This window comes from Fulvivirga ulvae, assembly GCF_021389975.1.
GTDB lineage: Bacteria > Bacteroidota > Bacteroidia > Cytophagales > Cyclobacteriaceae > Fulvivirga > Fulvivirga ulvae.
Window position 1 is genome coordinate 5,884,221 of the sequence record NZ_CP089981.1, and the last position, 15,146, is coordinate 5,899,366.

A 15,146-nucleotide genomic window follows, 5' to 3' on the forward strand; every position below is an offset into this window, starting at 1 on the left:
GTAAAGCTTAACTGAAGCTATGGAATGCCGTCGAAGCGGAACAGACGGGAAGCCGGCGGATCTGCTACTAATCACTGCTTGTGGGGCAAATGGAGATTCTGGGTAGGTAGACGCTTTTAAGTTGGGCTTGTCGGTTACGGACGGAAAGCTTTACTAATCCCTGGAGGCTTAGTAAAGCAGGAGTTAAGTTCGGCATAGCCCATTACAGCAAGCCGTGCCTCCACGGCTTTAATAAGCTTTTGAAGATTAGTAAGGCTCAGCTGAAGCTATGGAATGCCGTCGAAGCGAAACAGACAGGGAGCAGACGGACCTGCTACTAATCACTGCTTGTGGGGCAAATGGAGATTCTGGGCAGTAGCCGCTCTTAAACTTGAGCTTGTGGGTTAGGCTCGGTAAGCTTTACTAAGCCTTGAAGGCTTAGTAAAGCAGGGGTTAAGATCGGGAGTGCTCTCTTGATTTGGTATTATTATCCTTTTTCCTTTTTATACTTCATCATCTCGTTATAATAGTACTCCTCATTGCAGGCTTCAAAATCTTTGGCCATTACCAAAAATCTATCACTTTTCTGAAAGGACATCGAAAAATCCATATGCATGATTCTCTTGCAAACCCTGAGATAGAGCTGTTTAACCTGATCTTCCCATAGGTCAAATTCCTCATCAGTAAGATTCATGATATCGTAATTCTGGTTAAAGAAGATATAAGCTTTTTCCAATTCTTCGGAATACAGGTCCACAGGCAAGGTATCCTCTTCAGAGAAATACTGCATATCGGGTGCGTTGTAATACTCGTGTATTTTTGTTTCATCCCACGGAGCATCAATTTCTGATTCCAGTCCGATGGCTATTGTAGGAGGAAATGGCCCCTGCATAGTATACTCCAGCAGAATACAGTAGACTTTTTCATCGATCCTCACCTTTTTCTGGATTTGATCGGTAACCTCCTCTACCAACTGATCTTCTATAACAGTTAAGGTATCTGTCATATTTTGCCCTATTCCCGGTCTTTGAAAAATAACCTTCGAGCTGCTATCCTTCCCGGCTTTGCCTGTTATGCGCTCCAAAACTCCGTCATAATTGTACTCAAACTGTACATCATATTCATAATTAGTTGCCGGAACCTGCATCTTGTACCCATTAAGCCGGTATTCTTCACTATTGTATTTTTTTGAGAACAATCCATAGGTAGAGCATTCAATATACATGTCAGGCACTTCCTCCTTAAAATAGAGATAGGCCAGTTTAATAGGCTTTATACCATTACCGTCGACAAAGACCATAGCACTTTTATAGTAGTCCTTGTGATATTCAAAAGTAGTCTCGTAAGTAACATTTCCACCCAAATGATGTATTCGGTAAAAGGTTTTCCTCAGTTCCATATCTATCCAGAGAGTGTAGAGCTCATCTTTTTCAGGGTTATAGTCCTCCTCGGTTTCGATAAGAAAGGAATGGTTCTCATCATAAAATTCATTGTTAAGTTCTGAAAAGAAAGGTTCTATTTCATAAAGCGGGTGCCTGGCTGCCATTTCAACGAGACTGTCATTTTGTAGAGCTTCAGCCTTCATCATTTCATAACTGTCCGGAAGGTTGTCAAACTCCTTCTGAATTTCTTCGGTAGATTTCATCTGATTAAAATTTAACATCAAAAATCAGCATTCTACAAGTAGAATACTACACCATTTCTAGTGATTATAAAATATCCTTATATTGATTGATATACTCAAAGCAGCAAGAATAAACAATCCACGCTATTAGTAATTAGAAAAGCACAAATTAACCATTAAAAAGGTTAGAAGAGCACCTCATTAATCTTAGGTTTCAAAATTTTCGCCCCGCATTGCCAAGACTTTGAGAGTTAGTAGAGGCATAACCGCTCCTGAGATTCATACCTAAAGCAATCACCTCCAAATGTACAGTACCCAGAGCTTTATAAGGTGCCCTGAAAAGGTTCAGCTTTACCAAACTTTCAAAAGTCTAGTAAAGCATCCCTTATTATTGGTTTGGAGCCATGTTACTCATTTTTCAAATTATCCACCGGATTCACAAACAAAGCCTGAATAGTTTGTGAGCCTATGGTGAGTACACCCAGTATCATAAGGATCAATACGCCAATGATAATGGTTAGGAAATCCACTGTAACATGAGCGCTGAAATTTTCCAGCCAGAGTGTATTGATGAAGTAGGCTGCAGGTACAGCAATGAGCACGGCCAGCAATAATATAATCATATAACCTTTAGACAGTGTGTAAACCAGTGAACCATTAGAGATTCCCAGCACTTTGCGAAGTGAAATTTCCTTTTTGCGCGTTTCAATAGTATACGTAGCCATTCCCAACAGGCCAAGGCAAGAAATAATAACTGCCAGTGTGGCTATAAAACCTACTACTTTTATGAGGGTACCAAAAAGTATTTCATACAGCTCGCCCATTTTACTTTCGAAATCCCGGATCTCTACTTTCAAACCCGGGTTTACTTTTGCCCAGGACTGCTCAACCAACGCCGATGCCTGATCATACTCTCCTGAATAGCCGATCTGAAACAAACTAAACTCTTCGGGCCTGTACATCAAAGCCATAGGCTGAAGTTTCTCTGCAGCCATCTCATGTGTATAATCTTTAACCACGCCTATAATCTGCATTTTACTCGAATCTCTTTTACTTATAATTACTTGCCCCAGAGCTTCACTTACAGATGCATAATTAAGCGCACCAACGGCAGTCTCATTGATTACAATCGTGCTCTTATTGGAACCTTCGGCCTCGGTGGTAAAAAACCTGCCCGCCAGTAGTGGTATTTCCATATTCTCCAGATAATTCTCGTCTACAGCAAAATATCTTAAGTCTGTCCATGTTTCATCGTCAAGATCCTTTTTGAACTCTTCATCAAACACAACTCCGGCTGATGGCATATGAGAAGCCAGCGAAACACTGGTAATATTGCTTTGGCTCAACAGCTCTGTCTTTAGCAATTCGTACGAAGTATCCCCTTTCTGTATCACAATTTTATGCTTGGGGTTGAACCCATAATCACTATAGAGAAAAAGATCCAGTTGATTATAGATAACCATAACTGTAAGTATAAATAGCAGAGAAAATGAAAATTGCACTACCAATAAGGCTTTGCGCATACCTATTTTTGACATCAGCTTTGTGCTGTTAAAGCTTTTCAGCACTTTTATCGGATTAAACGCTGACATTACCACTGCCGGAAACATACCTGCTAAAATGCCAACCACAAGCGCAAACACTACAAATATGGCATACACCATGTAATTGGCAGTAATACTCCAGTGCATGGCTTTTGTAAACGCCAGGTCAAGAAGGAATGGTTTGAGTACTACGAGCAGCATCAGGGCCAGCACCAGTGCAAAAAGAGAAATAACGACGGACTCGCTGATAAACTGCGTGAAAATCTGAAACCGTTTTGCCCCGGTAACTTTACGTACGCCAATCTCCCTGGCTCGACTCATAGAACGTGCAATGGACAAATTGGTAAAATTAAAACATGAGGTGACCAGAATAATGGCTGCCAGGCCTGACAAAAAGTAAATAATAACCCAAGGCATGAAAGGGCCTATCGGATTGTTGACCAGCGGACCGGGTGTAATCGACAGTAACGGCTGCAACTGATAGGTAACAGCGGTGGTTTCCGGCGTGGGTAGCTTTGAAAAATGATCGTCATGTATTTTGGCCAGATGGGCATTAATATCACCGGTCGTTTTTCCTTCCTGTATCATGATGTAAACCCAACCGGAATAAAAGTTATACCAGTCTTCGCTTTTGTTATCAAATACACCGGCAGCCTGCAGGCTTGTGAGGGTAGATATACTGGCAAATGCCTCCACCACTATGTGCGACTTGTTTTCAGTTTCCCTGAGTACGCCTGTTACTTTATAGGTACCCAGCTCGCCCACTTTCAGCGTCTCTCCTACCGGGTTCTCGACTTTAAAGAGCTTTTCCGCTGCTTTTTTTGTTAACACTACGGAATATGGCTCAACCAGGGCCGTAGCCTCATCACCATACAGCAACTCATATGCAAACATTTGCAAAACACCCTGATCTGCAAAATAACCGCTTACCGGAATATTGATATCATTGCCAGGTTCAAGTTGTATCCAGTTATTTCCAAACCCACGAACCAACCTCACGGCTGATTCTACTCCGGTGTAGTTATTCAGTAACTCATCGCGAACAGGTAAAGAAGTGGTGGCAGTCTCGCTTCCTTTTTGCTGCTTATTACCATTAAAATAAGGCAAAGAATTTACCCGATAGATACGGTTCCGATTTGGGTTATGCCGGTCATTCATCATTTGATCAGCTACCAGCATAATAATGAGCATGCACACCGACATGCCCACAGCGAGACCAAAAATATTAATGAAAGAAAATACCCGATGTTTGAATATGTTCCTTACTGCAACTTTAATGTAATTTTTCAGCATATTGTTATTGTTTAGGCGGAGTTGGCACTCCGGAGTTTTGACCTGACGCTTAGACTGCAGGTCAACTACAAAAGTTACAGCGTGGGCGAAAAAAAATTGTGGTAAGGGTTTACTGATCAGTCCATTAATTTCGGATTATACATAAACCTCATCCCAGGTTCTACCCTCATTTCTTAGCAAACCACCTAAAATCCGACGTCTGTGTTTCAAATTATTTCCTGTTGAAAACCCATTGCCGGCCAGCCCCTTCGGAAGGTCTAAAGAGGACCAATTTATGTCAGGAGTATAATCAGTCTCCTCTTCAAACCGGTTTTTCAGGTGCTCAAGCAAATCATCAAGAGCTGCTCTCAGCGACTCTACTTCGCGACCGAGCTTAGTAGAACCTTCACTATGCATGATAATACTTAAAGCTTCATCAAGTACGGCTACATTAACGGCCAGGGAAGCATCCACTCCCATATGATGATAATAATGCAAAACAGGATAAGCCTGGTAGAAATTAGAATGTTTATTGATCATTGACTGCAGGCTGGATAGCTGATAGCACCGAAGATTGTCATCCATACGCACCAAACTGGTTACTGCCTGCAAAGGGGTCTTCCCAAAGTTCCTTATAGAAAGTGCAAGAGAGCGCTTTTGGATCACTGCTGATGAAACCGATAGCAGATAGGTCATAGATGTGGTGAAAAAGGCAAACCCGAAAAAAGAGAAGAAGCTGGTAATGACTTCAAAAAATGGAGTCACTGGCCTCACATCACCCATACCCAGTGTGGAAAGGACATATCCACTCATATAGAGTCTTTGAATAGAGGTGGCTACTTCGTTATTGCTGTTTAGTATACCGGATGGATGAAAAGAATAAACCAGAAACAGGCCCGCCCAGACCAACAGCACCCACATAGTGAGGATAACCAAATTGACCAGCATGCCCGATATGCTTAATAACTTTCTACCGGTAATCTTAGCGACCAACAGTATTATTTTATGTGTAACTGAAGCACAGGTACTGGTTAAAAAAGTAAAACCGCTTCCTGATAAAGTGGTGTAAAAAAAATCAAAGTATATAATGGCCAGGATCACTACCCCAGCGACCAAACAGGTATAATCGTACATTCTGGTTGTGTTTTTAAATGATTTTCACACTAGCCACTACCACAAAAGCGAGATTAATGTGCTTTTTCATGGACCGATCAAACTGGCAGATGCCATATTTATATTACTTGTTATTTGTCTTTCAGATGTTTAACCAACTCTTCCTTGTTCATTTTAGAACGTCCTTCAATCTCTTTTTCCTTCGCCTTTTCATAAAGCTCATCTTTCGTTTTGGCCCTCAGTCCTTCCGGTTTATCCTCATACTGCTTTTCGGTACCCTTATTACCCTTGCCTTCAATATGTTCTTTGATAGTGCCTTTAGATATTTTTTCATCAGTCCTCACCAGCTTCTTCTGATGGTCGCTTTGGGTAGGTAATCCGTTAGGCAGAATGAGTTCAGTATAATGCTTACCCTTCTCCATAAACAGATGCGGCTGGTCCCTGAACTCAGGATCGTCTTCAAAATCGGCCAGATAGAATTCTCCCTTTTGTAGTGTCTTTTGCCTTTTGTGATCAGCGTCGGAGTGGACAATGATGTCTCCCTTCTGCCCTTCTACCAATGCATAATATTCTTTATTATCAAGAGCCAATATTTGATGCCCGTTAGTGGTCTCAAACAGCTCATATTTTCCGTGTTTATTTAATTTTCCTCTCATAATTATCTTTATTTAACTTCATTATTAAAAACACCAGGAAGTAATTTTTGTTAGCCTAAGTCACTCAAGCGGAGCAGAATGCATGGTCAGGACATAAACTCAACAGCCAGTACCCGGGAAAACAAGTCTGACCAGTTCGGTTTTTGTATTGGCAAGTGACATATTGAGCAAAAGAGGCTCTATAAAAATGGTGACTGTCTTGCATATAAAGTCCTGGTTCAAGCCTGCTGTATTACGATGAAGCCTGAGGGAAATAGTTTACCTATTGGATGGATAGTCTGCGTCATGCCATAAAAGAGCCTTTTGCAGGTACTTTTCATGATGATTCTTCATAACAACTTATAATACGCAGAAAAGGATGTTGCCCGCATCCCTTCGACCTGATAGATGAATATACGGTGCATTGAAAACAGACCTTCTCTAAAGACTATTCCAATAAGGAAAACCATCGTGACTATGCTAATGAGATGAAAATAACGAATCTTTTTTGCGAGCACCTTTTCCCATGAGTATCTCTCTCTTTATGGGGTTTTCATCCATTTCAAACGTTGTAAAAACTATCAATAGCCTATAAACATAAAAACACCTCACCTGTTGTTGATAAAAACTTAACTTAGATTGCCTATGCAGGCTTTTATTAAGCGTCAGGCTTTGCTAAATTCGCCTGCACAAATTTGAACGATAAAATCTATAGATACATGTTTCCATCAACAGACCCAACCACAACCTCAGCCTGGAAAAAACTGGAAAACCATTACAATAGCATTAAATCTACTCACCTGAAGGAGTTGTTTGCCGGCGATGCAGACCGCTTTGAAAAGTTCAGCCTTAGGTTTGAAAACATACTGGTGGACTTCTCGAAAAACAGAATAACTGAAGAAACCCGGGATAACCTGCTGGCACTGGCCAAAGAAACGGACCTTAAAGCGGCCATTGATGCTATGTTTTCCGGTGAGCCCATCAACAAAACGGAAGGTCGTGCTGTATTGCACACCGCTTTAAGAAACAGGTCAAACAAGCCGGTAAAAGTTGACGGAGAAGATGTAATGCCTGCCGTTAATGCAGTGCTGGAAAAAATGAAGCAATTTTCCGGAGCCGTACTCAGCGGGGAATGGAAAGGATATACCGGCAAGCAGATCACTTCCATAGTAAACATAGGTATCGGTGGCTCCGACCTCGGGCCGGTAATGGTTACCGAGGCCTTGAAAGCCTATCAAAAATCTGGAATAGAGGTACACTTCGTATCTAATGTGGACGGCACGCATATAGCAGAAACTTTAAAGAAAGTTGACCCCGAGACAACGCTTTTCATGATTGCCTCCAAGACATTCACCACGCAGGAAACCATGACGAATGCGCATAGTGCCCGCGACTGGTTTATGGAAAACGCCAAAGATGAAGAGCATATCAAAAAGCACTTTGTAGCGATCTCTACCAATGACAAAGCCGTGGAGGATTTTGGTATCGATACGCAAAACATGTTCGGTTTCTGGGACTGGGTCGGTGGCCGTTACTCTTTATGGTCTGCCATTGGCCTCTCCATAGCCTGCACCATCGGGTATGAAAACTTTGAAGCGCTGCTTGAGGGTGCCCATGCTATGGATAACCACTTCAAAAACCAGTCTTTTGAGCAAAATATCCCGGTGATCCTGGCGTTGCTGGGTATTTGGTATAACAACTTTTTCGAAGCTGAATCCCACGCCCTGCTACCCTACGATCAATACATGCACCGTTTTGCGGCCTATTTCCAGCAGGGCGATATGGAAAGCAACGGAAAGTATGTAGACAGGAATGGAAAAAAGGTGAATTACCAGACAGGTCCTATCATCTGGGGAGAGCCTGGCACCAACGGACAGCATGCGTTCTATCAACTGATCCATCAGGGTACAAAGCTTGTCCCATGCGATTTCCTGGCCCCTGCGATCAGCCATAATCCGCTTGGCGACCACCACGATAAGCTGATGGCAAACTTCTTCGCTCAAACAGAGGCTCTGATGAACGGAAAAACAGAAGAAGAGGTACTAGGCGAGCTGAAAGACCAAAAGCTTTCGGAAAGCGAGATCAATGAATTGAAAACTTTCAAGGTTTTTGAAGGAAACAGGCCCACGAACTCCATCCTGTTTAAAAAACTTGACCCCAGAACACTGGGAAGCCTGATAGCAATGTATGAGCACAAGATCTTTGTACAGGGGGTAATCTGGAACATTTACAGTTTTGATCAGTGGGGTGTGGAGCTTGGCAAGCAACTTGCCAAGAAAATACTGCCTGAGTTATCCGGCAAGGAAGCTGTCAGCTCCCACGACGGATCTACAAACGGGTTGATCAATAGCTATAAATCCTTTAGAAACGAATAAAATATCATATAGGTCAGGCATTTATCAGCCATTTTGCTGCAAGCGTTTCAGAGGTATGATGAGTGCCTGATCAAAAAAAGTTAGAAAGAATTTTACTGTACCCGAAACATTTATCGTAAAATTACGATTAAGAAATTATGGGCTTATCCAAGATAGAAAAATTCACAGCAGAGCAGAACGAAATAGCCAGACTGGCCAAAGCACTGGGTCATCCTGCAAGGATTGCAATCATTCAATTTCTGGTGAAGACCAATTCATGCGTTTGTGGAGACATAGTTGACGAACTGCCTCTCTCACAATCCACGGTCTCCCAGCATTTGAAAGAACTTAAGACAGCAGGACTTATCAAAGGTACCATTGAAGGGCCAAGTGTCTGTTACTGTATCAATGAGGTAACATGGCTTAAGGCAAAAAACCTGTTAGGTGATCTTTTCGAATCTTATAGCAGCAAGAACAACTGCTGCTAAAAAAATTTGCTCATTTAAATCGTAATATTACGATATAACATTTTAATTTCTAACTTTACACGAAGATTATGGAAACGACAACATTCCCAAGAGTACATGCCAGCTATTATGTTTCAAATATTGAAAATACTATAGCCTTTTATTCGAAATTTTTTGAAAAGGAGCCGGTAAAAACCAAAAAGGATTACGCCAAGTTTTTACTCGATGCCCCATCCCTGAATATATCTTTCATACAATCACCCAAACCGGTCAAGCCTGACTTTATCCACTTTGGTATTGAGGTCAATGACCCTGAGGAGCTAAAAAGACGGCTGGGCAACGCCATGCACCACGACCTCCCCATTGATGTGGAGAAAGAAGTTAAATGCTGCTACGCCAAACAGGACAAGTTCTGGGTTACTGACCCCGACGGCTACAAATGGGAGGTTTACCAGTTTATGGAAGATGTGGAGGAAAACGACGAAAAGCATGCCGAAGAAGGGGCTTGCTGCGCTCCTGAAAGCTCAGCTGTGGAAGATGAAAGTGCCTCCTGCTGCGCATAGATATATATCCCCGGAAATTCTCCGGGGATATTTTTATACCTAAAACAATAGCATAATAAAATCATGAAGAAAAAACTCAGCTTTTTAGACAGCTATCTCACCCTTTGGATCTTTCTGGCCATGGCCATTGGCGTAGGGCTTGGTTACGCCTACCCTTCCACGTCCACCTTCATCAATTCATTTACCAAAGGTTCCACAAATATTCCCATTGCCATAGGTCTGATCCTCATGATGTACCCTCCGTTGGCAAAAGTAAATTACAAGCTGCTCCCGGAAGTTTTCAGAAATGTCAAAATCCTCGGCATATCACTCCTGCTCAATTGGATCATTGGCCCGGTATTGATGTTTGTACTGGCTATCATTTTCCTGCAAGACCATCCTGAATACATGGTTGGCCTCATTCTCATTGGGCTGGCCCGCTGCATTGCCATGGTACTGGTCTGGAACGACCTTGCCGAGGGAAGCAGTGAGTACGGTGCGGGCCTGGTGGCACTCAACAGTATTTTCCAGGTATTTGCCTACAGCTTCTATGCCTGGGTATTTATTACCGTCCTTCCCCCATACTTTGGGTTTGACGGTGCCATAGTGGACATTTCTATTGCTACAATTGCGGAAAGCGTTGCCATATACCTGGGCATACCTTTTATGGCCGGTTTACTGAGCCGGGTCATTCTGGTAAAGATAAAAGGAGAAAAATGGTATACCGAAAAGTACATACCTGCCATCTCCCCAGTGACGCTCATTGCTTTACTATTCACGATTGTAGTTATGTTTAGCCTGAAAGGAGAACTTATCGTTAGTATACCTATGGATGTTGTCAGAATAGCTATCCCTCTGCTGATTTATTTTGCGCTGATGTTCATTATCGGGTTTTTCATCAGCAAGGCCATGGGGGCAACATATGATGAGAATGCTTCCATTGCTTTTACGGCAGCAGGTAATAATTTTGAATTGGCTATTGCTGTAGCCATTGCTGTATTCGGACTCAACAGCGGACAGGCTTTTACAGGAGTAATAGGCCCTTTGGTTGAAGTTCCTGCTTTAATAGGTTTGGTACATGTTTCATTCTGGCTTAAAAGAAAATATTATGATCGATTTCAAAAAGCTTGACAGCTCATATGAAGATCAGGCTCTAGGATTACTGGAAGAGAGCAACCTTCCTTCCGAGGATTTTGACCTTTCACAGTTTCATGTGATCGGAGCCCTGAACGGTGGCAGGCTACAAGCCATAGCTGCACTGGAAATATACGGCCCCCATGCCTTGCTGAGATCAGTTGCCGTCAACTCCGAAAAACATAAAAACGGGCTAGGAACGCGCCTGATTCATGAAATGATCAAAGAATCCAAAAATCTTAACCTAAGTAAACTTTTTATTTTAACAGAAACAGCAGAAGGCTTTTTTGCCAGGTTGGGATTCGAAATTACCGACCGTGAGCAGGTGCCCTCACCGGTAAAACAAAGCAAAGAATTTCAACACTTATGCCCTGCATCCGCAGTATGCATGTCACTATCACTATAACCACTAAAATATCTCAATACTAAAGTCTAATATCTCAATACTATAAAAACTAAGCTATGACGAAAATCCTAGTACTATGTACCGGCAACTCATGTCGCAGCCAGATTGCAGAAGGATACCTGCGACACTTTGCAAATAACAAAGCGGAGATCTACAGTGCCGGCGTAGAAACCCATGGGGTAAACCCCAGAGCCATTAAAATTATGAAAGAAGATGGTATCGACATCAGCGGCCATACCTCCAACCATATTGATGAATATACGGACATACCTTTCGACTATGTGATCACGGTTTGCGACAACGCCAAAGAACGCTGCCCTTACTTTCCCTCTTCGGCCGAAAAATTTCACTACAACTTTCCTGATCCTGCCAAAGCGACAGGAAGTGAGGACGAGATTTTGGATAAATTCAGAGAAGTCAGACAGATGATCAAAGACTATTCATCGGCTTTCGTGAAAGAACACCTGAAGTAAAACTCAGGGGTAACTTCTTTAAGCCGATGATTGCAATCGGTTGCGGATTGAAACTGTTTATTTTTTATTGACAAACTCTTTTATAAGGAAAATTAATCCCTTTATTTCGTCCTGTAACCTCAAATGCAATGCAAAACGGCAAGAAAAATTTCGTCATAGATTTTGACAGTACGTTCACTCAGGTAGAGGCCCTGGACGTATTGGCAGAAATCTCTCTTGAAGGGCATCCTGAAAAGGATGACCGTATCCAAAAGATCAAAGATATCACTGATGTAGGCATGAGTGGGGCGCTGAATTTACGTGAGTCCCTGGAACAACGCCTGGCACTCCTTGATGCCCACAAAAAGGACCTGGATCCTTTGGTAGAGAAACTTAAAAAGCATGTCTCCAAGAGCTTCAAAAGAAACAAGGAGTTTTTTGATAAACATTCCGACAGGATATTTATTATCTCCAATGGCTTCAGGGATTTTATAGTTCCTATTGTTTCCGAATACCATGTGAAGCCGGAAAACGTATTTGCCAATTCATTTGAGTTTGATGAAAGCGGGAAAATAATAGGCTATGACCGCAACAATGCCCTTTCATCCAATAATGGTAAAGTAGAACAACTGCGTAAACTGAACCTCCAGGGCGATGTATATGTAATCGGTGACGGTTATACCGATTATGAGATCAAAGCCGCGGGTCTGGCCAATAAATTTTATGCTTTTACCGAAAATGTGGAACGCCAGAACATCCTTGAAAAAGCCGACCACATTACTCCCAGTCTTGATGAATTTTTATATATAAACAAAATGAACACTGCTATCTCTTACCCTAAAAACAGGATCAATGTGCTGTTGCTGGAAAATGTACACCCACGCGCCATTGAACTAATGAAACATGAGGGCTATAATGTTGAGGTATATCCTGCCGGACTTGACGAAGACGAACTTTGCGAAAAGATCAAAAACGTATCGATACTGGGTATCCGGTCAAAAACGCAGGTTACAGCACGTGTTCTTGAGTCAGCCAACAGGTTGATCGCCGTTGGGGCTTTCTGTATTGGCACCAACCAGATAGACCTGGAAGCATGCCTGAAAAAAGGAGTTGCCGTATTCAATGCACCATTTAGTAACACCCGCTCGGTAGTTGAGCTGGCCATAGCTGAGATCATCGTATTAATGCGGAAGCTTTTCGACCGTTCCTCCTCCATGCACCTGGGCAAGTGGGACAAATCCGCCAAAGGAAGCTTTGAGATCAGAGGTAAAAACCTGGGGATCATAGGGTATGGAAATATCGGTGCCCAGCTATCCGTACTAGCAGAATCTCTGGGACTCATTGTGTATTACTATGATGTTGAAGAAAAACTGGCCCTGGGTAATGCCAGAAAATGCGGCTCTCTTGAAGAACTCCTGAATGTGGCAGACATTGTAACCCTCCATGTAGACGGACGCCCTGAAAACAAGGACATGATTGGTGAACGGGAGTTTGAAATGATGAGAGACAAGGTGATATTCCTCAACCTGAGCCGTGGACATGTGGTAGATATAGCTGCCTTGAAGGCAAATATAGAAAGTGGTAAAGTGGCAGGAGCTTCTGTAGATGTGTTCCCTCAGGAGCCTAAGAGCAATGATGAAGAGTTTGTTTCTGAGCTGAGAAATCTGCCCAATACCATTCTTTCTCCTCATATTGGTGGTAGCACCATTGAGGCCCAGGAGAACATAGCGAACTTTGTGCCCAATAAGATCATGGACTACATCAATACCGGAAGCACATCCAACAGTGTCAACTTCCCTAACCTGCAGCTTCCCACTTTGGAGAATGCTCACAGACTGATCCATATCCATGAAAATATGCCGGGCGTTCTGGCGAGGATTAATAAGGTGCTGGCAGACCATGACATCAATATCGTAGGGCAATACCTGAAAACCAATGAGGTTATCGGTTATGTAATCACTGATATCGATAAGGAATACGACAAAGAGTTGATTAAGTCTCTTAGAAGCATTGATCATACGATCAAGTTCCGAGTGTTGTATTAATTGATAAAGCTTTATCCCATTAGCAGACTTCGGGAGCTATGAAGTTTCCGAAGTCGCAATCCCCTCCTAAAGCTTGGGCTTCGCCCCTCAATATCATCCGCTTATTAAAATCCTTTCCATTATATTTATTGATAAGGTCTACTTTGGAAATAAATTAACAACAGAATTATGAATTCCAAACTTCTTATGGCCTCAAGCGCTGTATTTCTTGGAGCAATTGGTGTATTGGCCTCATTCTTCCCCCAGGAAATACTTGCCCTGGCCCGAATTGAAGAAACCAGAATATCTGTTTTATTGATCCAGATGATGGCAGCGTTGTATATGGCTTTCGGTATGCTCAACTGGATGGCCAAGGGAAACATAATGGGTGGCATCTATTACAGGCCGGTAACGATGGGCAATGTAATTCATTTTGGCGTGGGTGGCATTGCACTGGTCAAAGCTGCATTGGTTATGCCTGCTGCTGCCTGGTTATGGGTAGCAACCATTCCCTACTCCCTTTTTGCTGTGCTGTTTGCAAAGGTGTTTTTTACCCACCCTGTCAAAAGCTAGTAAAAGCCACTGAGCTCCCTCACTCATAATGCAGGTTATTGAGCATGAGACCCGATGCCGGTGCCATAAAACTCAGAGCCTCGGTATGGCTGTTTTGCAATGACTTTTCAATATCCTCCAAGGTAATGTCTCCTTTGCCCAGGGCAAAAAGCGCCCCCATCATGAGCCGCACCTGGTGCCTCAAAAATCCTTTGCCATGCACATGTAATGCGTAGCTATGCTCAGGAAAAAAATTAGCGGTAAGAACATCATTTTCACGAATTTCACAAACCAATAACTCCCTTTGTAGTATGGTTTCCTCCGAAGGCTTATAGCAATAACTGGAAAAGTTATGGGCTCCCTCAAAAAGCTTAGCCCCTTGCTTCATCAGCTCTATATCCAGATGTTCTTTCATATAAACCATAAAAGGAGCGCAAAAGGGATGGTTCTTCTCGCCGAATGAAAACAGATACAGGTACTCCTTAACCTTCGAATCCTGGATCACATTGAAATTTTCCGAGACCTCCTCCACACCTAAAGCCCTGATGTCATTAGGCAGGTTGATATTTAACTGCTCCAGCAGAAAATCAGTATCAACCGGCTCTTTCATGAAGAGCTCAAAGGCAAAGTTATTAGCCGAAACCATGGCATCAGTCCGGGAAGAACCCAGCGTTCTGAAGTTGGAGTGTTCAAGTATAAAAATCAGGGTCTTTTCCACCATGCCCTGAACAGTTTTTACATTAGGCTGCTTTTGCCACCCATGATACCTGAAACCCAAAAACTGAAGTTCAACAAGATAAAAGTACTTCCGCATGCCTGCGAAGATAAGGATTTACTGGTTGCCGGTTGCCTGTTTACCATTCATCATTTCCTGTTGGAAAAGCAATTCAGCAACCGTCACCATGAGGAGGCACGACGAAATGATCCCCAATTTCGGAGCAGGAACTGATTTAGCGCTTCGAATTCGGTTGGCTGCTCATAATGAGGGGATTGCTTTGTCGCTCGCACGTCACTCCACGCAATGATTATTAATTTTACCGTTTACCGA

At 42.7% G+C, this 15,146-nt stretch carries 13 protein-coding genes; 8 read left to right on the forward strand and 5 right to left on the reverse strand.

Annotated features, from left to right (window positions below):
- Positions 1 to 466: 466 nt before the first annotated feature.
- The 4 genes from LVD17_RS24715 to LVD17_RS24730 all read right to left on the reverse strand — a co-directional run bounded on the left by LVD17_RS24715 (position 467) and on the right by LVD17_RS24730 (position 6,188).
- Positions 467 to 1,624 carry a hypothetical protein gene (locus tag LVD17_RS24715; protein WP_233762393.1) on the reverse strand — a complete coding sequence of 386 codons (1,158 nt, stop codon included), beginning with the start codon at positions 1,622 to 1,624 and terminating at the stop codon, positions 467 to 469.
- A gap of 386 nt (positions 1,625 to 2,010) precedes the next feature.
- Positions 2,011 to 4,440 carry an ABC transporter permease gene (locus LVD17_RS24720; RefSeq protein WP_233762395.1) on the reverse strand — a complete coding sequence of 810 codons (2,430 nt, stop codon included), beginning with the start codon at positions 4,438 to 4,440 and terminating at the stop codon, positions 2,011 to 2,013.
- Positions 4,441 to 4,575: 135 nt separating this feature from the next.
- Positions 4,576 to 5,553 carry an ion channel gene (locus LVD17_RS24725; RefSeq protein WP_233762397.1) on the reverse strand — a complete coding sequence of 326 codons (978 nt, stop codon included), beginning with the start codon at positions 5,551 to 5,553 and terminating at the stop codon, positions 4,576 to 4,578.
- 110 nt (positions 5,554 to 5,663) lie between these two features.
- On the reverse strand, positions 5,664 to 6,188 hold the full coding sequence (locus LVD17_RS24730) for a Rho termination factor N-terminal domain-containing protein (protein ID WP_233762399.1): 525 nt from the start codon (positions 6,186 to 6,188) through the stop codon (positions 5,664 to 5,666).
- 698 nt (positions 6,189 to 6,886) lie between these two features.
- Between LVD17_RS24730 and pgi the strand changes: the two genes are divergently transcribed.
- From pgi to LVD17_RS24770, 8 genes are all read left to right on the forward strand, one after another.
- Entirely contained in the window at positions 6,887 to 8,542 is a 1,656-nt protein-coding gene (gene pgi / locus LVD17_RS24735; protein ID WP_233762401.1) for a glucose-6-phosphate isomerase, read from the forward strand.
- 137 nt (positions 8,543 to 8,679) lie between these two features.
- Positions 8,680 to 9,009 (forward strand): ArsR/SmtB family transcription factor, encoded by a 330-nt coding sequence (locus tag LVD17_RS24740; RefSeq protein ID WP_155172171.1) that lies wholly within the window; start codon positions 8,680 to 8,682, stop codon positions 9,007 to 9,009.
- 68 nt (positions 9,010 to 9,077) lie between these two features.
- The gene (locus tag LVD17_RS24745) at positions 9,078 to 9,551 is read left to right on the forward strand and encodes an ArsI/CadI family heavy metal resistance metalloenzyme (protein ID WP_233762403.1); all 474 of its coding nucleotides are present in this window, start codon (positions 9,078 to 9,080) and stop codon (positions 9,549 to 9,551) included.
- Between the two features lie 63 nt (positions 9,552 to 9,614).
- On the forward strand, positions 9,615 to 10,661 hold the full coding sequence (gene arsB, locus LVD17_RS24750) for an ACR3 family arsenite efflux transporter (RefSeq protein ID WP_233762405.1): 1,047 nt from the start codon (positions 9,615 to 9,617) through the stop codon (positions 10,659 to 10,661).
- Positions 10,639 to 11,070, forward strand: a complete 432-nt coding sequence (arsN2, locus tag LVD17_RS24755) for an arsenic resistance N-acetyltransferase ArsN2 (RefSeq protein WP_233762407.1) — start codon at positions 10,639 to 10,641, stop codon at positions 11,068 to 11,070. Before arsB ends, arsN2 begins: the two co-directional genes overlap by 23 nt.
- Positions 11,071 to 11,126: 56 nt before the next feature.
- On the forward strand, positions 11,127 to 11,543 hold the full coding sequence (locus LVD17_RS24760; protein ID WP_233762410.1) for an arsenate reductase ArsC: 417 nt from the start codon (positions 11,127 to 11,129) through the stop codon (positions 11,541 to 11,543).
- A 128-nt stretch (positions 11,544 to 11,671) separates the two neighbouring features.
- Positions 11,672 to 13,567: a phosphoglycerate dehydrogenase gene (serA, locus tag LVD17_RS24765; RefSeq protein WP_233762412.1), complete on the forward strand. Its 1,896-nt coding sequence runs from the start codon at positions 11,672 to 11,674 to the stop codon at positions 13,565 to 13,567.
- Positions 13,568 to 13,735: 168 nt separating this feature from the next.
- Positions 13,736 to 14,119: a hypothetical protein gene (locus tag LVD17_RS24770; protein WP_233762414.1), complete on the forward strand. Its 384-nt coding sequence runs from the start codon at positions 13,736 to 13,738 to the stop codon at positions 14,117 to 14,119.
- A 19-nt stretch (positions 14,120 to 14,138) separates the two neighbouring features.
- On the opposite strand, the gene truA is transcribed toward LVD17_RS24770, so the two are convergent.
- The gene (gene truA / locus LVD17_RS24775; protein WP_233762416.1) at positions 14,139 to 14,912 is read right to left on the reverse strand and encodes a tRNA pseudouridine(38-40) synthase TruA; all 774 of its coding nucleotides are present in this window, start codon (positions 14,910 to 14,912) and stop codon (positions 14,139 to 14,141) included.
- Between the last annotated feature and the right edge of the window lie 234 nt (positions 14,913 to 15,146).